Here is a 19,545-nt window from a genome sequence, read left to right as displayed (position 1 = left end):
TTATCCCTCCATCAATGGATCTTCTAGCGCTTGGTAAGTAATCTCTTCATCCATCGAGTTGCGCAATTCAACGACACGATCAAACAAATTCCATGAAAACTCAGTGCGCTGTACAAATAAATCCGGGTGTTCAATAATTTTAGGAGCATTTAATCGCAATACCCGGCGCACCAACCGCATATGATCCTCGTTTCCTCTCATTGTCGACACAATACCATCAATGATATACACGTGATCATCTGTACTTAGCTCATCATCTGTAAGATCTGTTCGTAAAGTTTGCTTCAAAAGAGTAGATGATACAAATGTCCAGCGTTTACCTGCATAAACACTAGCGGCCACCATAGACTCCGTCTTCCCCACACGCGGCATGCCTCGAATACCCATCACCTGATTCCCCGATAGCTTTAAATGCTCACCGACGAAGTCAACTAATAGACCTAAATCATCACGCGTAAATTTGTATGTCTTATATGGAGCATCATCTACTTCGCGTTCAATCAATTTCCCATGCTTTAATGCAAGGCGATCCATTAAATGTGGGGGACGCAGTGCGGTAACGATAATATTATCCACTTGCGAGAGCATGGCTTGAAGCGTGTCAATACGCGCCGGATCATTGACTTGAAGTAAAAATCCTCGTCTTCTATCGTGAACACCACTTACCGTCACAATATTGATCGAGAGCATACCCAGTACAGAGGCAACATCACCTAGCAATCCAAAGCGATCTTTCTGAATGTGATATTCAAAATACCATTCTCCTGATTCAGCCAATACATTCACCTATCCTTTCGGACTTCCCGAAGTTTTAGTAGTACCAGTGGTGTTTGTTTTTTGTGAAACAGAAGAGCCCACAGAAGTTGGCTGTTTTGATGTTGTAGGCTGTGACCCTGATGTTGATGTCGTTGTTGAAGTAGTGCTTGTCGATGACGGTGTATTAGTTGTTGTAGTTGACGATGATGTTTTGGCGACAGTCCCTTGCTTCTTAGTCGATGGAACTGTTTGAATGCTTGTCGCCCCCTGGCCACTTGCAGATGGTGCAGTAGGCACCGCCGGAGGAGTATGGGCATTAGATGGGACTGGGATCAATGCATTTGGAACTGGCAGGTGCATAGACAATGCCTGTTGTACAGTTGGAGCCGCAGATGAAAATTGACTAGATCCAATCGTACCTTCAGTTAAGAGATTCTGATAAACACCTACACCCTTGGCGCCTTGCCAACCTATGTATCCTGATAAATCGGTAAACTGCCCACCTGCCGTCTCAATGATAGCTGGCAACGTGACATCAGAAGATAAATCTTTTAATACAAGGGAAAGTCCAGATGCCAGAAAAGTACTCGCTGCAACCTTACCTTCTTGTTGTCCATAACTAGGTGAACTCGCTCCTAGATTGATGTCAATCACAGGTACCATAGATGTTTGTACCGCTTGTTTCACCTTTTGTGAAAGAGAACCGGCAACAACAATAGCTCGTACAGGAGTTCCAGTTACCATCAACAACTGCTGTGGAATACTACCACTAAAATAAACAGGCAATGCAGTCGAATACGCACAATGCATACCAGAAGAAATGGCAGATATCACATCGGTGTTTATGATCGTTGAAGGTAAATTGCCAAGAATGATCCCAACTGGTTTACCATAACCATGAATTCCACCTGCCATATAACCAGCTATGGAAGACAAAAATCCGACATTCGGTATGACCCATGTAACGTTAGTTGGAGGTGCAGAGACTCCCGTGTAACCAATCCACACAAAATGAGTATCTGGCATACTTAAAGCCAATGATTGGTCACTTGCAGATGGGTTGAGGAATACCACAACTTTTGCATGCGTTGCTTGTACATCTTGACGAAGAAGCGCCTGATGCGCAGGCTCCGTCAAGCTAACTGTTGTAATACCGTTTTGCGATTGTCCTAGCACTTGTGCAAGTCCCGGTTCTGATAGAACACTTGATGTGCCTACAACCACAACATCTGTCCGTTTTGTATTGGCAGTTAGCGTACGTACATTCACAAAACCGCACCCAGTTACCCCAATCGATAGCATACATACGGCCGCTGCCGATATCACGCGTCGAACATTTCGCAAAATGACTAAATCCCCCAAAGTATAGCGAGTTTTCTAGATGATGACCTTAAAAAGTTGTGTATTGTGTTCATTATTGTACCATGATACACATTGCCTGCAAAACCATAATTGATTTATTTACTTGCGAGACTCGCTGTAAAACCTCATAATAGACAGTGAGGTGTGGACGATGAACTCCAATCATGAGCATTACTCTGTAGCACGTGCCTTTTATCAATTGGACTTTTACTTAGATGCAATTCATGCACCTTTTACAGTGAAAGATTTATATCATAGCGCTTATGCGGAAAAAAGAAAAAACCACTATGATGATAAGTGGCTTGATCACTTAGAAGAAGATAGTCATATCAGAGACAGTCTAGAAGATTCGTTTACGGCACATACGATCGTAGAAACATTGTTAAAAACGGGACATGAAGCTGTTTTAAGACAGCTAATTAAACATCTACGTAAAGAACGTATACACTTCACACAACTGTATATCTCTGGTGCAGGTCGAAAAAAACCATAAAATCATGAATTCCATGAAGAGCAGATTAAAAGACTCTTAAGGCTGTTGATATTCAGCAAATGCTTGTTGTGACATTGCATTGGTATAGCGATCTATGGAGGCCAGATCATGGGTCAATTGCTCGCCCTGATCTGGTGCAAAAGCACTAAGTGTCAACGTTTTTGCCTCTTGATCGCCCAATCCAACTGCCATAACATAGCGCCCTTGCTCCTCGATGTATACAGAAGCAAAATCAACCTTGATACCTGGTATACGATAAGCTGCAAGTAGATAGCGTGTAGCATCATCTGATGCCGTCAAGTACGTATGTGGCAATCCGCGCAACGACGAGGTAGCTACAATCGACACTCCACCATCTGTCAATCTCTGCACGTAGATCTCTGAAAGTCCTGGAACAGCTGCCTTTAAATCAGTAGCAATTTTTTGCGTTTCAGCATCCGATACTGTTTGCAAAGATACATTTTCTGAAAATCCACTAACTCCAGAAACCTGATGACTCATAAGATCAGGTTTTTTTTGTGTACCTCCAGTCTGTTCAAAAAAAGCTACCATAAATGCCATGATCGATACGATCACCAAAAAGGCGATTCCCTTTGTCGTGGATGTCCCTCTCGCAAGCTTTACATGAGCATTTACACGGCTAAAAGAATGATTTCTTCTCATTCATAACACCCCTTTGTCGCGTACTACGATATTAATTCATCATACGCGACAAACAGGAGAACATGTCCACTTATCCGTTGGAAGAATGCCTCGCTAACCATTGATCACGACTCATAAGTACAGCTCTTGGTTTACTATTCTCAAATGGGCCAACAATCCCTACAGCCTCTAACGAATCCACTAGACGTGCGGCACGAGCATAACCCACTTTTAATTTCCGTTGCAAAAATGATACGGACGCCTGCTCAGATTCCACAACTAGTCGAACCGCCTCCTCAAAGAGCGGATCCATATCTTCTGCTTGTGACCCTTTTTCTTCTATAAGAACGCTAAAATCATCTAAGTACTCAGCTTCCTGTTGTCTTCTGATGAATTCCACTAATTTCTCAACCTCGGACTCAGATAAAAATGCGCCTTGTAATCGAACCGGTTTTGATGAACCTACTGGCATATAAAGCATATCTCCACGACCTAATAATTTTTCTGCACCGATACTATCGAGAATTGTCCGTGAATCTACACCCGAAGAAACAGAAAATGCGATTCGTGAAGGAATATTGGCCTTGATTAACCCTGTAATGACATCGACAGAAGGCCTCTGTGTAGCCACAACAAGATGAATTCCAGATGCTCTAGCCATCTGTGCTAGCCGGCAGATGGCATCTTCTACATCTCCTGGAGCCACCATCATGAGATCAGCCAGTTCATCGATAATAACAACAATAAGAGGCAACTGTGGTTTGCCTTGTTTTTGTGCAAACATGTTATACCGTTCTAAGTCCCTCACTTTAGCAGAACTAAATAACTCATAGCGATGTTCCATTTCTGCAATCACTTTACGTAGCGCCGCAGCCGCTCTGCGAGCTTCTGTCACCACAGGGGCAAATAGATGTGGAATACCATTATAAACACCGAGCTCAACCATTTTGGGATCAATTAAAATTAATTTAACTTCGTCAGGTTTGGCCCGAAATAAGATACTGGCAATAATTCCATTGATACAGACACTTTTACCCGAACCTGTCGCACCAGCCACCAATACGTGAGGCATTTTAGCGAGATCTCCGACAATCGTGCGGCCACCGATGTCTTTTCCAAGAGCAAAGGATAACAAACTTTGTGCATGTAAAAAATCTTCACTTTCTACCACTTCTCTAAAAGTAACTACGGAAATTTCTTTATTAGGGACTTCAATACCCACGGCAGATTTTCCAGGAATAGGTGCCTCGATTCGAATATCACGAGCTGCTAACGCAAGCGCTAAATCATTTGTCAAATTTAAAATTCTCGATACTTTAATTCCTGCTGCTGGTTGAATTTCATATCGCGTAACTGTTGGTCCGCGGCTATATCCTAAAACAGTGACATGAACACCAAAACTTTCGAACGTCTCAGCCAATTTTCGCGCATTATTTTGCAAATCACGTTGCGAAGATTGTGTCTCACTTCGCTTCACAGTGCTTCTATCGAGTATTCGTGCGTCAGGTAAGTGATATGGACGGCTAACTACTGCAGGAACGACTTCACTTTCTTCATGGTTGATCTCTATACCATGGTCAGCATCTAACCTATCTCCTCTTGGCAGTGGATCTGGAGCAAGCTCTTTGGGTTTACTACTTGGCAAATGCACCGTAATACGACCTCGTGCTTCATCTACATTGAGGTCCGATTCCCGAGGTGCGAGAGCATTTGCAGGGACGAGCGCGAGTGGATCGCCTTGTGGCTCATCACCACTAAAAACAAAGTCTTCATATCCGGGGTCATCGATATACGGCACACCAAAATCAGGGAACGGAAACGATGTTTTATCATCAACTGGAGTCTTATTTAAATCATGAACGATATCAAAATCATTAAATACTTCATCGATAACTGGCTCTGTCTTACTTTTACGTCGCTTTTTTTTGATTGTTGCTTCATCGATCTCATCGGATGCAATGATATCCTTTGAATGTTGCGCTAAACGTTCAGAAGAGACCTTGCGTTTGGGACGTTTTTTCTGTCCTTGCATACGTGTGGCAGTAAATTTCACAAACCGAGTATAGCTACGTTCAAAACGCTTCTCAAAGAATTGCGAACCCTTTTCAATCGTACCCACGATCGACTTACGCGTCATCAGTACAATGGCAATAATGGTTGCGACAATTAAAACGAGCATCGTCCCAGTCACTGCAAATAGATATTTAAATCCAGCAAATAGTGCATATCCAACCATACCTCCACCTGCATTCGATGGAGGCAAAACAGTGGATTGATCCACTACCAGTACACGTAAAGATTGCGTAAGTGATGTAATGCCAAGCTGTGTTAAATGCAATAAATCAGGGTGAATGGTACCGTATTGAATGACACCTTGAGAATATAAGTCAAGTTCGCTCCACACTAAGATAATAAGAAGGATCATTGCAACACCAACCTGAAATAAGGTAAAGCGAAAACGATTGCGCCGTATCATCACAATACTTGCAATCCACATCAAATAGATGGGTATCAAAAAATGCCAATTACCAGCCAACATCACACAAAGGTCATCAAGACCTTGTCCCACTGCACCAAGATCCCCAAGTGTAACAAGTCCTACTACAAAAGCTAATAAACCGAGTACTTCATACTTCAACACGCGTTTTGCGTGATCGAGTTTGGCCATCTCTTAAATCCTCCAAATAAATACACGTTCATTACGGTGATTTCATCTACTATAATTCTGCTAACAGCTTAGAAAATCCTGCATAGTCGCAGAAAAGCGGATCCCGCATCAGGCGGAACCCGCAATCGAGCATAACAACATCTACATTAGAAACTGAGTGACATCCAAAATCTTACCAGGAGAAAAATCTTCTCTTAGATAATCTGCGGGTCGCGGAGAGATGAGTCGATGAATTCTCATCTGCCCATAACCTATCCATTCAACCATGAGAGTAGCACCACGATACTCAATAGCCTCAAGCTTTGCTTGGCGACTGGGATCGTCATACCCTTCTAACACCGTTTCAATAGGAACAATGGACCATAGGATCATTGCAAGACACTTCGCGATCTGAAACCCCGATATTCCTCGATTAGTTCGCGGATTTTGCGCATCGCTTGACCCAATCCACCAATTTCATCGATCAGACCATAAAAGACTGCATCGCGCCCCACAACCGACGTTCCAATATCACGGGCTAATTCTCCGGTGGTTAACATGAGTTGTTTTAATGTCTCCTCAGTAATTCGAGAATGCATCGTAATAAACCGCGTTACCCGTTCTTGCATCTTTTCAAGATACTCAAAACTTTGGGGGACACCAATCACCAATCCATTGAGGCGAATCGGATGAATCGTCATCGTCGCACTTTCTGCAATAAACGAATAATTACTTGCAACAGCGATGGGGACACCAATCGAATGTCCTCCACCTAGTACGAGCGTAACTGTAGGTTTTGACATGGATGCAATCATTTCCGCAATAGCTAAGCCCGCTTCCACATCTCCACCCACAGTATTTAAAATAATCAATACTCCCTCTATATGGTCGTTTTGTTCAGCTGCCACTAGTTGGGGAATCATGTGCTCGTACTTAGTTGTCTTATTTTGAGGAGGTAATACGATGTGTCCCTCAATTTGACCCACGATGGTAAGACAATAAATATTTGACTCATCAATCACTGGATTGGTTTGCCCGAGTTTTTCGATGTTTTCAGCTACAGATGACTGTTCATGTTGCTCCATCGGTATTGACTCCGGCATTTCTCCAGTAGGAACATTTCCTGTGAAAGCTTGTCCATGATTAAATCCCATTGTGCCATGACTCATATGCGTCACTCCTAATCAGTCTCGCTGGTAGTATGTCGCACTGCATGGCATCTATGCCCACTTTTATTACGCTTCCATAATAATTGGCAATACCATTGGCCTACGCCGTGTTTGTTCGTACAAGAACCGCGATAAGGCATCTCTGACGCCCGTCTTTAGCCCGTTCCAGTCATTGATGTTTTCTGTAGCAAGCCTTTGTAATGTAGAGGAGACAATGCGATTGGCTTCATCAAGCAATTGCTCAGACTCGCGAACATATACAAAGCCACGAGAAATAATATCTGGACCAGATAGAATCGTGCCTGTCTGTTTCGATAAAGTTACCACAACCACTAAAATACCATCTTGCGATAATAACTTACGGTCTCGCAAGACAATATTGCCGACATCTCCGACACCTAACCCATCGATCATAATCGCACCGGCCTGAACTTTGCCCCCCATGCGCGCGACTCCACCTTGAAATTCAAGCATGTCACCATTGTCCATGATAAATATATTCTGCGGATCAACACCAGTTGCAATGGCAAGTTCTTTATGGCGGTTTTGCATTCTAAATTCACCATGAACTGGAACAAAATACTTTGGACGAATAAAATTAAGCATTAATTTCAGTTCTTCTTGGCTACCATGACCAGATACATGAACGCCTGAAACAGACTGGTAAATGACATTTGCGCCAATCCGAAAGAGCTGATCAATCGTACGAGATATGGATTTTTCATTTCCTGGGATAGGAGAAGACGCCATAATGACCGTATCACCTGGATAAATCTCCACTTTCCTATGTGCCGAACGCGCCATTCGCGTAAGTGCAGACATCGGCTCCCCTTGAGAACCTGTCGTCAAAAGCGCGATCTCCCGTGCTTGATAACGCGAAATATCATCAGGCTCAATCAGCGTCGTAGGCAATACTTGTAGATATCCTAAATCTCTCGCAATGGTCAAGTTATTGACCATGCTACGCCCAACAACAGCTACTTTACGTGATGAACGTTCAGCAGCAAAGATCACCTGTTGTAAACGGTGGATATTGGAAGCAAACGTGGAAAGAATAACACGTCCTTCCGCATTGCGAAAAACTTCATCGATGGTAGCACCAACTGTCCGTTCGGACATGGTAAACCCTGGGCGTTCGGCATTCGTGCTATCTGATAACAGGGCAAGTACCCCGCGTTTACCTAGTGCCGTCATCTTCGCATAATCTGCATGCCGTCCATCAACCGGAGTTTGATCAAACTTAAAGTCACCCGTCTGAACCACAATACCTTCCGGCGTATCAATAGCAAATCCAACAGCATCTGGGATGCTATGATTGACATGAAAACAGGAAACAGTAAATTCACCAAGCTGAATTTCACTTTCATTTGTAATTGGAATCAGCTTTGTCTGATCCAATATTCCATGTTCGCGAAGTTTAGCCTCCACTAAGCCAAGCGTCAATCGCGTTCCATACACTGGAACTTGTAACGTTTTTAGCACATAAGGAAGCCCGCCGATATGATCTTCATGAGCATGAGTCAAAAAGAGACCTTTGAATTTTTGCTTATTTTCGACAAGAAAAGTGATGTCAGGGATAACAATATCGACCCCGAGCATCTCTTCTTCAGGAAATTTCAAACCCGCATCGACAACAATCATGTCATTGCCGTAAACATATGCCGTCATATTTTTGCCGATTTCCCCTAGTCCGCCAAGGGGAATGATCGTCAATTTATTTGAAAAGTTCTTACTCAACAGTACACCTCCACCAATCACAATCTCACCATTAACAAAAGCAGGGCATTTCTAACCGCACTCGTCTGGTAGTCCGATTATACATGACCTGCCGATACGATCTCAAGAATGCCTTACACTGTTTTACGAAAAAAAATTAATGTACTGTGGATAAATCAACCAAAGATCCTAAGGTACGACGCAATTCTCTCATTTCTTCCGCACTAGCTGGTACTAACGGAAGTCTTACCGATCCAACGCGAATATCGATCATCTCTAACGCTGCCTTTACGAGAACGGGATTTGATGTTTTAAATAAGCCTTCAAACAAGGGCATTAAGCGATGATGAATATGTCGCGCTGTAAGTAGATCGCGATCAAAAAAAGCGCGCAACATATCGTGCATTGATTGACCAGCGACATGCGCGGCAACACTTACTACACCATAGCCTCCCAGAGCTAAAATGGGAAGTGTAAATTTATCATCTCCACTATAAACATAAAAATCGTCTGGAGTTTCTCCGATGATTCTTGAAATTTGTGTGAAATCTCCAGATGATTCTTTAACAGCGACGATATTGTCAATGGCCGCTAATCGAATGATCGTCTCTGGGACAATATTGACTGACGTACGTCCAGGAATGTTGTACACAATAACCGGTTTATCTGTCTCATGTGCAATACTTGTAAAGTGTTGATAGAGACCTTCTTGCGATGGTTTATTGTAATACGGAGCAACAAGTAGAAATGCATCTACTTGAAGCTTCTCAACTTCCTTGGTAAAGGCGATTGCCTCAGCAGTATTGTTGCCTCCCGTCCCTGCAATGACAGGGATGCGTCCTGCTACAATACGCACGGTTTCTTCAAATAGCTGCAATTTTTCTCGATGCGATAATGTCGCTGATTCCCCTGTTGTACCGCTCACTACAAGTGCAGTAGTACCTGTAGAGATAAGGTGTTCAATTAATTTTGGAAGCCGCTTTACATCGAGTTCCAATGATTCATTAAATGGAGTCACCATGGCTGTCACCAGCTGACCAAACATCAGGATCTCTCCTTTGCTTTCTACAAATTGAATTTATCATGAATCGCGCGCAGCGCATTAGCCATATCAGCCTCATGAACAAGACACCAAATGGTTGTATTAGAATCAGCTGACTGCAAAATTTCAATATCCTGATCAGTTAACGCTTCGACAATTCGTGCCATAACACCTGGTACTCCGTGAATACCAGCGCCTACTGCAGCTACCTTGGCTACATTCGCAATCGTCTCTACTTCCAAATCTAAAGCAAGTAACGTATTTACCGCTTGCGAAACGTGGTTATTGGGCACAGTATAGACAACCTCTTCAGGTGTTACATTAAAAAAGTCTACGGATATATCGTTTTCAGCCATGGAACGGAATACAAGGTTTTGAAAGCCTGGCCGTTTGGTCTTTGCGCGTACTTTAATTTGAGTAAGTCGTGAACTGTGAGCTACACCAGTTAAAATCTTATCGTTTGCCGGCCTAGCTTCAAGAAAATGCATACCACTTGTCACAAGTGTTCCCAAATCATTTGATTCAGTACTCCGCACACGAATGGGAATATTCTTTTGCATAGCAAGTTCCACTGCTCGAGGATGAATCACCTTAGCACCCTGCGAAGCAAAATTAGCAATCTCAGTATAGGTCAAATGAGATAAACGACGCGCACCTTCAACAATATTGGGATCTGCTGTCATTATCCCATCTACGTCAGTGAAAATGTCTATAAATTCCGCATCAAGAGCTACACCAAGCGCAGTTGCTGAAGTATCACTACCACCGCGACCGAGCGTCGTTGTCTCACCATCATGAGTCATTCCTTGAAATCCTGTAACGACCACAATGTGATTATTTTTTAATTCTTTTACAATCCGTTCGGGATCGATTTTCGCAATCCTTGCATTGCCAAATTCATTCGAAGTGATCATGCCAGCTTGTGCACCTGTCAATACAGTAACTTCGTGACCACGCCCACGAAGCATCGATCCAAAGATGACAGCTGAGATCGTCTCTCCACAGGACATGAGTAAATCCATATCTCTTGCGCTCACTGTATCATCTGCTCGAACAAGACTAAGTAGCGTATCTGTAGCATAGGGTTCACCGATACGCCCCATTGCAGAAACAACAACCACAACAGAGTAGCCTTCCTCTAACGCCGCTTCAATGTGCATCACAGCTTTTTCACGCATAGAGCGACTTGATACAGATGTGCCGCCAAATTTTTGTACAATTACTTTCATGAGCCTATGCCCTCCTGCAAAATCCACATTTCCGCAATTTGAACTGCATTGAGTGCAGCACCTTTTAATATATTATCAGCAACCACCCACATCGAAAGGCCATTTTTCACAAATAAGTCTTTGCGAACACGACCAACAAATACAGGGAATTGCCCTGCCGCTTGCAAAGCTTGTGGATACACCTGATGCTCCGGATCGTCCTGCAAAACAAGTCCTGGAGAATGGGCGAGCAACCGCAATATGTCTGAAATCTCAAATGGTTGATCGGTCTCAATGTAAATCGACTCCGAATGACCATACATTACAGGAACGCGCGCTGCAGTTGGCGTAACCTCAATGCGAGCATCATTCAAAATCTTATGCGTCTCATTGACCATCTTCATTTCTTCTTTTGTATATCCATTTGCCTCAAATACATCAATTTGCGGCAATACATTAAATGCAAGTGGATAATGATACTCCAGTTTAGACACTGGCAACACTTTTGCCACAGGATTTTCACCTACCAATATAGCAGATGCAGTTTGTCTTAACTCGTCCATCGCAAGCTGTCCCGCACCCGAGGCAGCTTGATAAGTAGACACGACAATGCGGCGAATACCGTACTCGCGGTAAATTGGATATAAGGCAACCATCATCTGAATCGTCGAGCAATTAGGGTTTGCAATGATACCTTGATTCTTGAAAATTTCTTTGGGATTAACCTCAGGAACAACCAAAGGAACAAGTGGATCCATGCGAAACGCGCTCGTATTATCAATCACAAGCGCTCCGCGTTTAACTGCCTCTTTCGCCAATCGCAAAGAGACATCTCCACCTGCACTAAATAAAGCAATATCGATACCTTCAAATGATTCAGGTGTTGCCTCTTCTACGATCAGTTGCTCTCCACGAACCTCCACAACCGTTCCTGCAGACCGTGCAGACGCAAGTAACTTTAAAGAAGCAAACGGAAACTCGCGCCGCAAAAGCGTGTCGATCATAGCCTGACCGACTGCTCCGGTGGCGCCTACCACCGCAACGTGCACTGGTTTTGTCATTGTGATCTATCCTTTCTACACCCGTTGCGTCGCAAGCATCCGTTTTGCATAAAGATGCTATTTAGTGAGCATACTGATAGCGTTCAATCAACATGGGTTGGTATTGACGTTTTTCAAGCGCCATCTCAACTGTCGGCATGATTAAATCCATCTTTGCAACCAACGAATTCATTTTTTTAAATGGATCATCTTGCCCGAACGGGACAAAAAACATATTTTTTGTAGATAATAAACGCGCGACATTCACAGCATTTAATCCGAGTCCATCATTGGTAGAAATCCCAATAATAATCGGCCGATCATTGCGCATTGTTGCTTTAGCAGCCATTAATACTGCTGAATCATTTTGCGCATTGGCGAGACGGCTTAGCGTACTTCCTGTACAAGGTGCAATAATCAAAGCATCGAGAAGTTTTGACGGCCCTAGCGGTTCAGCATCGGGCAAGGTTACAATCGCAGCCTCACCTGTCACTTCTTCAATTCGTGTAGCCCATTCCCCTGCTTCTCCAAATCGAGTGGCAACAGCTAAAACTGAATTTGAAAAAATCGGAATAACCCGAACCCCCGCTTGCACAAATCGTTCAATTTCTGGAAATACCTCGGCATACGTACAATGTGATCCAGTAACTGCAAATCCAACTGTTTTCCCTTTAAGATCCATCGTCTATATACCCCCAGGAGTATTCACCGGTGGCTGAATCATCCGCACAATCGTCTGTGCGATAATCCGCCCTGCCGTTTTTGGCGCAACGATTCCTGGTAGGCTTGGTGCCAATATTGCATTTATTCCGCGCTTCTCAGCAAAGCGAAAATCCGTTCCTCCCGGTGCAGATGCAATATCTACAATCACACAGGAGCGAGGAACATGGGTTAAGACGTCCGCCGTTAAAATAGGGGCGGGAATCGTGTTAAAAATAACGTCAGCATCAGTGATCGCTTCAATGAGATGGTCATGATCATACGGATGTAATCCCATCTCAGCAATTCGCGCTAAATCTGCTGGCTTACGCGCAAAAACCCTCACATTTGCCCCAATCCCTGAAAGCATGCGCCCAAGTGTATACCCACAACGTCCTAGCCCCATCACGACGCATGTCGCACCATGAAGTGTAATCTCTGTTCTTTCCATCGCCATCGCGATTGCGCCCTCAGCTGTTGGAACTGAGTTTAAAATGGCCACCTCATCAAGTTCCATGAGTCTAATCAATTGAAGACCATGTTTACGCACCATCGCCTGTAGCGCTGGACGAGCTATCCCTGAAAAAATCGGTGCATTTTTAGAAATAGACGCAAAGTGCTCATCGGTTAGCCGCAGAGGTGCATCCGAAAATGCGGCATCCACACGCCCCTCATCATCCATACCTGCAATAGGCAGAACAATGACATCAAAGTCCGCTAGAGACGTAGAGTGTAAGTCGACTTTTTGCATGTCAGGGAAAGAAAGTGACAAACGATCAAAGCCGAACAGATACGTCGACGCATCAAGGTCGCTCACATACCGAACGACTTCTATAATGCGCGCGTCACCTCCAATAAACGCCATCTTGATCCCCGTCAACATCATTCCGGGTACCCCTTTCACCTCATTTTACGCCTAGCCAAGAAAAATACAAGGCACGGGATAAATAGACAAAAGCCTACCGCGCATACAGCATCATATGCCGGTGACTTCACTGAGGTGAAAGTAAAAATCTCATACACGATCCGTAGAACCAAAACCACCGCTTCGTGTTTTTTGATCATATGAACCGTTACCATCGTCCGTCGCAAGCAAAAAAGGAGTAAAAATCCCCTGTGCGATGCGTTCTCCACGCTCTACATGCACAGCAACTTCGCCAATATTGACCAGCGGAATAAAAATGTGACCAAAGTTGTTATCATTATTGTAATAATCAGCATCGATCACACCTACGCCATTTGCAAGGATTAATTGATATTTCACAGCAAGACTACTACGCGCGTAGATAAGTAAGCATTCTGTAGGCAATAATCGCACACGCACACCAGTTGGTATGAGCATGACTTTCCCTGGAGAGATGACTGCGTCCTCAATCGTTAAGAGATCGTATCCTGCTGCAGACTTGGTCTGCCTAAAGGGTAAAGATAAATTGGTATGATCGATGTCAGGAACCCATTCAAACCCTCTCATGTCGTTTTAACACGTCCATTTCTACAATTGTACAGGATACTCATGGGGTCCTACAGCCACGATGGAAAAAGGTCCCGTCAACATGGTTTGGGCCGTCTCATGAAGATGATCTACAGTAACTGCATCTAGATCAGAGAGAATCTCATCTACATCGATTTGTCGTCCGAGTAACAATTCATTTTTACCTAGACGATTCATTCGACTCGAAGTACTTTCAAGACTTAGCAACAAAGACCCTTTTAACTGGTTCTTTGCTTTCTCTAATTCTGCGGGTTCAATACCGTTTTTTACACATGTTTGAAATTGCTCTAACACAAGTTCTAACACAGTTTGCGCTTTTGTAGGTGATGCACCAAAATATACAGTAAAAAGACCTGTATCTCGAAACGCACTATGATAGGAAAAAACATTATATGCCATGCCGCGATCTTCTCGTATCTCCTGAAATAACCTAGAACTCGAACTTGCACCAAGAATGTTATTTAATAAAAGTACAGCATCACTTTGTTGATCTTCATAAGCTACACCCTGTGTCGCAATACAAACATGAGTTTGTTCGGCATCTTTTGCCCGAAACTCACTTCTTGCGTGAAAAATTGGAGATTTATTAGAACCGATTTGCAATGTCCTCATGAGCCCACCAAATAGCATTTCAAGAACGGCAATCATTTCTTCATGATCTACCCGTCCGGATATAGAGATGACCATATTTTCTGGCGTATAGCGTTTCTTTACATATTCAAATAATTGTTGTTGTGTAAAAGAGTGAATCGTCTCTTCAGTTCCTAAAATATTCATACTTAAAGGATGATCAAAAAAAGATTGTTCAACGATAAGATCGTGAACAGCTTCTTCTGGATTATCTTCGTACATTTTAATTTCTTCAATAACAACTTCTTTTTCACGTTCTAGTTCTTGCTCATCAAACAGCGAATCAAACAACATTTCAGCCATTGTAGACAACGCTAATATTGCATGCTCATCTAAAACTTTCGCATGATAACACGTGTATTCCTTCGAAGTATAGGCATTGACCTGACCCCCAATATGATCAAAAACCTCTGCCAATTGTCGCGCTGAATGTTTCGTGGTACCTTTAAAAAACATGTGTTCAAGAAAATGTGAAATTCCAGACTGCATCACAGATTCATCCCGAGAGCCCGTCCCAACCCAGACACCCATACTCACAGACCGGACAAATGGAATTTCCTCTATTAGTACACGGAGCCCATTTTTTAATGTGTGTCGAAAGACCAAGTGAACCCTCCTTCTACAATATCCACAAACGAATGTTCACAATTCCCACTATAGCAGATCATCAATTGGAAACTCAAACTACAGTTAGATTTAATTCTTACTCACTCTGCTCATCTCTTGCTGCGCTTGTGCTAACGTTTGCGGTACAGGACGTTCAGAACTAAGTAATTGAGAAACTGTAACAAGTTGATACCCATCTTTTTTGAGTAAAGCAATCAGCTCAGGCAAAGCTTGAACAGTCGGCGCAGTCGGATGCATAAGAACAAGCGCCCCAGGTGTTCTTTTATTCACAATACGCGAGACAATCACCGATGGATTGGGTTTACGCCAATCAATGGTATCAAGCGTCCATAAAATAGTGCGCATCTTCATACCAGATGCAACCTGTACGACTAAATTATTAAAGTCTCCCGATGGAGGTGCAAATAAACTCACCTTTTGACCTGTTGCTTCCGCAATGGCCGCATTCGTTCTACTTAATTGTGAAATCATTTGACTGCGCGATAAACGGCTCATCATCGGGTGGTTATACGCATGACTTCCTACTTCCATCCCATCTGCAACAATTGCCTTAGCTTCCTCTGGATTTTTTTTAGTCCACGATCCATCTAAGAAAAAAGTCGCCATGACATGATTACTTTTTAAAATAGAAAGTATTTTAGGTAAATATTCTGTTCCCCAAGCCACATTAATCATCAAAGCCATTTGCCGTTTTTGTGGATTTCCACGATAGATCGGTTCCGCCACAAAATCTTGCATGGATAGATTGGGAGGGATTTGTTGAAACACTAACGGAATCTGATTCGGATATTTTTTTGCTGCATCTAACGTAGCAGCAAGATTGAGTTGCACACCATTTAACCCAGGAATGAGCTTCCACACTGAATCTACACGTGGGTTAATGGGGCTCGCATGATAATATTGTGCGACTTTCATAAGCATTGATTGTAGCGATGCTGGCTGTTGTTGTTCTGTAGTCTGTTGACCCACCATAACTGCAGTAGAAAGAGCTGGCAATACATCGTCCACTGTACTTGCTGCAGGTTGAAATTGTACAGCAATCAGCGCACATGCAACGCATCCTGCCATGATCGCCACTTCTTTTGATACTAGCATAACGCGCCACGTTTTTCGTTTTTTAGGCATATTCCAGACCCTCCTCATCAAAAACCATTCTCTTCTTGTACAAAGAGAACACTTCTCTTGGTCAGAATATGCCCTTGTCCACTTAAATAATACAAAAAAGCAGCCACGACAGGCTGCTTTCCTATCCATCCTTTGCGACTACGATACCGCTATGCCACACGAACAGTTACAAAAGAATGGGGCTTAGCGTTCATCAGTACCGCGACTACGGGCAGGACTAGAGGACCCACCTCTGCCACGATCTCCTGAACGATTGTTGTCTCCACGAGGTGCAGGACGTCTGTCACCTTCTGGACGCGGCGGTAAATCGACAATCGGAACTCCTTGATCGCGCAATACTTCTCGATGAGATAAATTCACTCGACCTTGTCCATCAATCTCAGTTACTTTCACGCGCAGAACATCACCAACTTTAACAACATCTTCAGACTTTCTGACGCGATCTGCTGCTAATTGAGATACGTGCACAAGACCCTCCTTACCTGGCAAGATCTCCACAAAAGCTCCGTAGCTCTCCACCCTCATCACTTTTCCATCATAGGTTTCCCCTACTTCTACGTCACGCACAATACCTTCAATAATGCTCTTGGCACGTTCTCCAGCAGCGGCATCTGTTGTAGAAATAAAGATACGCCCATCTTGTTCAATATCAATCTTTACACCTGTATCTTCAATAATCTTATTGATGACACGACCACCAGGTCCAATCACTTCGCGTATTTTATCGGAGTTAATCTTCATCGAGATAATACGTGGTGCAAAACGAGATAACTCAGTGCGTGGTTGATCAAGCACAGACAACATCTTGTCTAAAATAAACATACGCCCAGCATGTGCTTTTTCAAGGGCAGTCTGAAGAATTTGACGATCAATACCGCCAATTTTTATATCCATCTGCAAGGCCGTCACACCAGCTGTAGTACCTGCTACCTTAAAATCCATATCGCCTAAATGATCTTCCATACCCTGAATGTCAGTCAAGACTGCAACTGCATCCCCTTCTTTAACAAGCCCCATAGCAACTCCTGCCACAGGTGATTTAATGGGTACACCAGCATCCATAAGGGCCAAAATAGAAGCACATATTGACGCTTGAGAAGATGATCCATTGGATTCAAGGACTTCAGAAACTAAGCGGATCGTATAAGGAAATACATCTTCTGATGGGATGATAGGCTCAATGGCCCGTTCACCCAACGCGCCATGTCCAATATCTCTTCGACTTGGCGGACGCAATGGCCTTGCTTCACCTGTAGAAAAAGGAGGAAAGTTATAGTGATGCATAAAACGCTTGCTTTCTTCCATACCGAGTCCATCGAGAATTTGAACATCGCCAAGTGCACCTAGTGTGCAAATCGATAATGCTTGCGTTTGTCCACGTGTGAAAAGGCCAGATCCATGCGTACGCGGTAAAATACCTGCATCCACTGAAATAGGACGAATCTCATCCAATGCTCGTCCATCTGGTCGCATGCCATCAACTACGATGGCTTGTCGAACAATATCCTTCACAATATCGTGTAGCGCCTCTGCAATGTCTTTGGAGTGCTCCGGATAGCTTTGTGCAAGTGCGATTTGCGTTTCCTTCACCACAGCATCAATGGCTTCTTGCCTACTGTGCTTCTCAGCTTGATAGGTGGCTTCACGCAGTTTTTCAGTCGCATACTCACGTACATGAGCTTCAATGCTCTCGTCAACCCGATGAAGTGTAATCGGCATTTTAGGTTTAGCTGCATCTTTAGCAAACACATCAATACCTTCGATAATACGTCTGATCTCGTCATGACCAAACATAATAGCTTCCAACATCTGTTGCTCAGGTATCTCCTTTGCGCCTGCTTCAACCATCATTATCGCATCACGTGTACCGGCTACGACCAGATGGAGATCACTTTTATCCGCTTGTTCAGCTGTAGGATTAATGACAAACTGACCATCCACACGCCCAACAACGACTCCTGCGATAGGACCATTAAAAGGCACATCAGAAACAGTTAACGCAGCCGAAACTCCAATCATCGCAGCAATCTCAGGTGCACAATCTTGATCGACAGAGAGCACCATAATGACGACTTGTACATCATTTCGAAATCCATCAGCAAAAAGGGGTCGAATCGGGCGATCGATCAGGCGACTTGCTAAAATGGCTTTTTCACTCGGACGGCCTTCTCTTTTAATGAAACCCCCAGGAATTTTCCCAACTGCATAAAGACGCTCTTCGTAATTTACAGTAAGTGGGAAGAAATCAAGTGAAGAAGCCTCTTTCGATGCGGTGACAGTAGCTAATACAACCGTTTCTCCATATTGAACAAGAACTGCCCCGTTCGCTTGTTTGGCTAATCTTCCCGTTTCAAACGTAAGTGGTCTTCCACCTAACGAAATGGAATGTCGATAGATCATCAAGTAAACCCCCTCTCAAATCGCGCTATTTTCTATGTAAGTTCTTCATTCTTTTAAAAGTCATATGCGCTGCAGCTTCAGACCATAAAGACATAAAGGAGAAGCAGGTTTGCCCCGCTCCTCCAAGCTCCTAGTGGCGTAATCCAAGCCGTGTAATGAGCGCGCGATAGCGATTAATATCGTTTTCTCGCAAATATCTCAATAAATGGGCACGTTTATAAACCATCTTAAAGAGTCCACGCCGTGAATGATGATCTTTCTTATGCGTGCGAAAATGTTCATTCAAGTAGTTAATACGTTCCGTCAAAAGTGCTACTTGCACTTCTGGAGACCCAGTGTCTCCTTCGTGAACTGCAAAAGCCTGAATGATTTCTGTTTTGCGATCTTGCACTAATGCCATGATTACCCCTCCATACTTTCTTGTGCGATCACTAGTAGCGCAGTACGCGGCGGAGCACCGACGTACCGAGCGACAGTTACTGGCTAAAAAGCCATAC

Annotated in this window: 18 protein-coding genes; 1 reads left to right on the top strand and 17 read right to left on the bottom strand. The window is 43.6% G+C overall.

Annotation, left to right across the window (positions count from 1 at the left end; all coding sequences use genetic code 11):
• Positions 1 to 777 (bottom strand): DUF3388 domain-containing protein, encoded by a 777-nt coding sequence (locus MM817_RS09585; RefSeq protein ID WP_241714186.1) that lies wholly within the window; start codon positions 775 to 777, stop codon positions 1 to 3.
• Positions 778 to 786: 9 nt separating this feature from the next.
• Positions 787 to 2,100 (bottom strand): hypothetical protein, encoded by a 1,314-nt coding sequence (locus MM817_RS09580; RefSeq protein WP_241714184.1) that lies wholly within the window; start codon positions 2,098 to 2,100, stop codon positions 787 to 789.
• Positions 2,101 to 2,269: 169 nt separating this feature from the next.
• Between MM817_RS09580 and MM817_RS09575 the strand changes: the two genes are divergently transcribed.
• Positions 2,270 to 2,611 (top strand): hypothetical protein, encoded by a 342-nt coding sequence (locus MM817_RS09575; protein ID WP_241714182.1) that lies wholly within the window; start codon positions 2,270 to 2,272, stop codon positions 2,609 to 2,611.
• Positions 2,612 to 2,647: 36 nt separating this feature from the next.
• On the opposite strand, the gene MM817_RS09570 is transcribed toward MM817_RS09575, so the two are convergent.
• From MM817_RS09570 to rpsO, 15 genes are all read right to left on the bottom strand, one after another.
• The gene (locus MM817_RS09570) at positions 2,648 to 3,274 is read right to left on the bottom strand and encodes a hypothetical protein (protein WP_241714180.1); all 627 of its coding nucleotides are present in this window, start codon (positions 3,272 to 3,274) and stop codon (positions 2,648 to 2,650) included.
• Between the two features lie 70 nt (positions 3,275 to 3,344).
• Positions 3,345 to 5,921 (bottom strand): FtsK/SpoIIIE family DNA translocase, encoded by a 2,577-nt coding sequence (locus MM817_RS16970; protein WP_272879883.1) that lies wholly within the window; start codon positions 5,919 to 5,921, stop codon positions 3,345 to 3,347.
• Positions 5,922 to 6,062: 141 nt separating this feature from the next.
• On the bottom strand, positions 6,063 to 6,293 hold the full coding sequence (locus MM817_RS09555; protein WP_241714178.1) for a YlzJ-like family protein: 231 nt from the start codon (positions 6,291 to 6,293) through the stop codon (positions 6,063 to 6,065).
• Entirely contained in the window at positions 6,290 to 7,003 is a 714-nt protein-coding gene (locus tag MM817_RS09550) for a ClpP family protease (protein WP_241714278.1), read from the bottom strand. The genes MM817_RS09555 and MM817_RS09550 overlap by 4 nt, the downstream gene beginning before the upstream one ends.
• Positions 7,004 to 7,135: 132 nt before the next feature.
• Positions 7,136 to 8,806, bottom strand: a complete 1,671-nt coding sequence (locus MM817_RS09545; RefSeq protein WP_272879882.1) for a ribonuclease J — start codon at positions 8,804 to 8,806, stop codon at positions 7,136 to 7,138.
• Positions 8,807 to 8,942: 136 nt separating this feature from the next.
• Positions 8,943 to 9,830, bottom strand: a complete 888-nt coding sequence (dapA, locus tag MM817_RS09540; protein WP_336605163.1) for a 4-hydroxy-tetrahydrodipicolinate synthase — start codon at positions 9,828 to 9,830, stop codon at positions 8,943 to 8,945.
• Between the two features lie 20 nt (positions 9,831 to 9,850).
• Positions 9,851 to 11,056 (bottom strand): aspartate kinase, encoded by a 1,206-nt coding sequence (dapG, locus tag MM817_RS09535; RefSeq protein WP_241714176.1) that lies wholly within the window; start codon positions 11,054 to 11,056, stop codon positions 9,851 to 9,853.
• On the bottom strand, positions 11,053 to 12,096 hold the full coding sequence (locus MM817_RS09530) for an aspartate-semialdehyde dehydrogenase (RefSeq protein ID WP_241714174.1): 1,044 nt from the start codon (positions 12,094 to 12,096) through the stop codon (positions 11,053 to 11,055). The genes dapG and MM817_RS09530 overlap by 4 nt, the downstream gene beginning before the upstream one ends.
• Positions 12,097 to 12,157: 61 nt before the next feature.
• Complete coding sequence (locus MM817_RS09525) at positions 12,158 to 12,757, bottom strand: dipicolinate synthase subunit B (protein ID WP_241714172.1); 600 nt, start codon at positions 12,755 to 12,757, stop codon at positions 12,158 to 12,160.
• Between the two features lie 3 nt (positions 12,758 to 12,760).
• Positions 12,761 to 13,657, bottom strand: coding sequence for a dipicolinate synthase subunit DpsA (gene dpsA / locus MM817_RS09520; RefSeq protein WP_241714273.1), 897 nt, complete (start codon positions 13,655 to 13,657; stop codon positions 12,761 to 12,763).
• A gap of 132 nt (positions 13,658 to 13,789) precedes the next feature.
• Entirely contained in the window at positions 13,790 to 14,245 is a 456-nt protein-coding gene (gene dut, locus MM817_RS09515) for a dUTP diphosphatase (protein ID WP_241714170.1), read from the bottom strand.
• A gap of 21 nt (positions 14,246 to 14,266) precedes the next feature.
• Complete coding sequence (locus MM817_RS09510) at positions 14,267 to 15,502, bottom strand: M16 family metallopeptidase (RefSeq protein ID WP_241714168.1); 1,236 nt, start codon at positions 15,500 to 15,502, stop codon at positions 14,267 to 14,269.
• A gap of 90 nt (positions 15,503 to 15,592) precedes the next feature.
• On the bottom strand, positions 15,593 to 16,648 hold the full coding sequence (locus MM817_RS09505) for a polysaccharide deacetylase family protein (protein ID WP_241714166.1): 1,056 nt from the start codon (positions 16,646 to 16,648) through the stop codon (positions 15,593 to 15,595).
• A 183-nt stretch (positions 16,649 to 16,831) separates the two neighbouring features.
• On the bottom strand, positions 16,832 to 19,048 hold the full coding sequence (locus tag MM817_RS09500) for a polyribonucleotide nucleotidyltransferase (RefSeq protein ID WP_241714164.1): 2,217 nt from the start codon (positions 19,046 to 19,048) through the stop codon (positions 16,832 to 16,834).
• Between the two features lie 130 nt (positions 19,049 to 19,178).
• The gene (gene rpsO / locus MM817_RS09495) at positions 19,179 to 19,448 is read right to left on the bottom strand and encodes a 30S ribosomal protein S15 (protein WP_241714162.1); all 270 of its coding nucleotides are present in this window, start codon (positions 19,446 to 19,448) and stop codon (positions 19,179 to 19,181) included.
• Positions 19,449 to 19,545: the final 97 nt, after the last annotated feature.

Origin of the sequence: Sulfoacidibacillus ferrooxidans (genome assembly GCF_022606465.1) — a bacterium.
In the GTDB taxonomy this organism is placed as follows: Bacteria; Bacillota; Bacilli; order Alicyclobacillales; family SLC66; genus Sulfoacidibacillus; species Sulfoacidibacillus ferrooxidans.
This window is presented reverse-complemented; position numbering and strand designations above follow the sequence as displayed.

Bases quoted from the DNA above. Each gene is read 5' to 3' on its own strand.
- MM817_RS09575 (WP_241714182.1), top strand. From the start codon at position 2,270: ATGAACTCCAATCATGAGCATTACTCTGTAGCACGTGCCTTTTATCAA.
- MM817_RS09570 (WP_241714180.1), bottom strand. From the start codon at position 3,274: ATGAGAAGAAATCATTCTTTTAGCCGTGTAAATGCTCATGTAAAGCTT.
- MM817_RS16970 (WP_272879883.1), bottom strand. From the start codon at position 5,921: ATGGCCAAACTCGATCACGCAAAACGCGTGTTGAAGTATGAAGTACTC.
- MM817_RS09555 (WP_241714178.1), bottom strand. From the start codon at position 6,293: ATGATCCTATGGTCCATTGTTCCTATTGAAACGGTGTTAGAAGGGTAT.
- MM817_RS09550 (WP_241714278.1), bottom strand. From the start codon at position 7,003: ATGCCGGAGTCAATACCGATGGAGCAACATGAACAGTCATCTGTAGCT.
- dapA (WP_336605163.1), bottom strand. From the start codon at position 9,830: ATGTTTGGTCAGCTGGTGACAGCCATGGTGACTCCATTTAATGAATCA.
- dapG (WP_241714176.1), bottom strand. From the start codon at position 11,056: ATGAAAGTAATTGTACAAAAATTTGGCGGCACATCTGTATCAAGTCGC.
- MM817_RS09530 (WP_241714174.1), bottom strand. From the start codon at position 12,096: ATGACAAAACCAGTGCACGTTGCGGTGGTAGGCGCCACCGGAGCAGTC.
- MM817_RS09525 (WP_241714172.1), bottom strand. From the start codon at position 12,757: ATGGATCTTAAAGGGAAAACAGTTGGATTTGCAGTTACTGGATCACAT.
- dpsA (WP_241714273.1), bottom strand. From the start codon at position 13,657: ATGTTGACGGGGATCAAGATGGCGTTTATTGGAGGTGACGCGCGCATT.
- dut (WP_241714170.1), bottom strand. From the start codon at position 14,245: ATGAGAGGGTTTGAATGGGTTCCTGACATCGATCATACCAATTTATCT.
- MM817_RS09505 (WP_241714166.1), bottom strand. From the start codon at position 16,648: ATGCCTAAAAAACGAAAAACGTGGCGCGTTATGCTAGTATCAAAAGAA.
- MM817_RS09500 (WP_241714164.1), bottom strand. From the start codon at position 19,048: ATGATCTATCGACATTCCATTTCGTTAGGTGGAAGACCACTTACGTTT.
- rpsO (WP_241714162.1), bottom strand. From the start codon at position 19,448: ATGGCATTAGTGCAAGATCGCAAAACAGAAATCATTCAGGCTTTTGCA.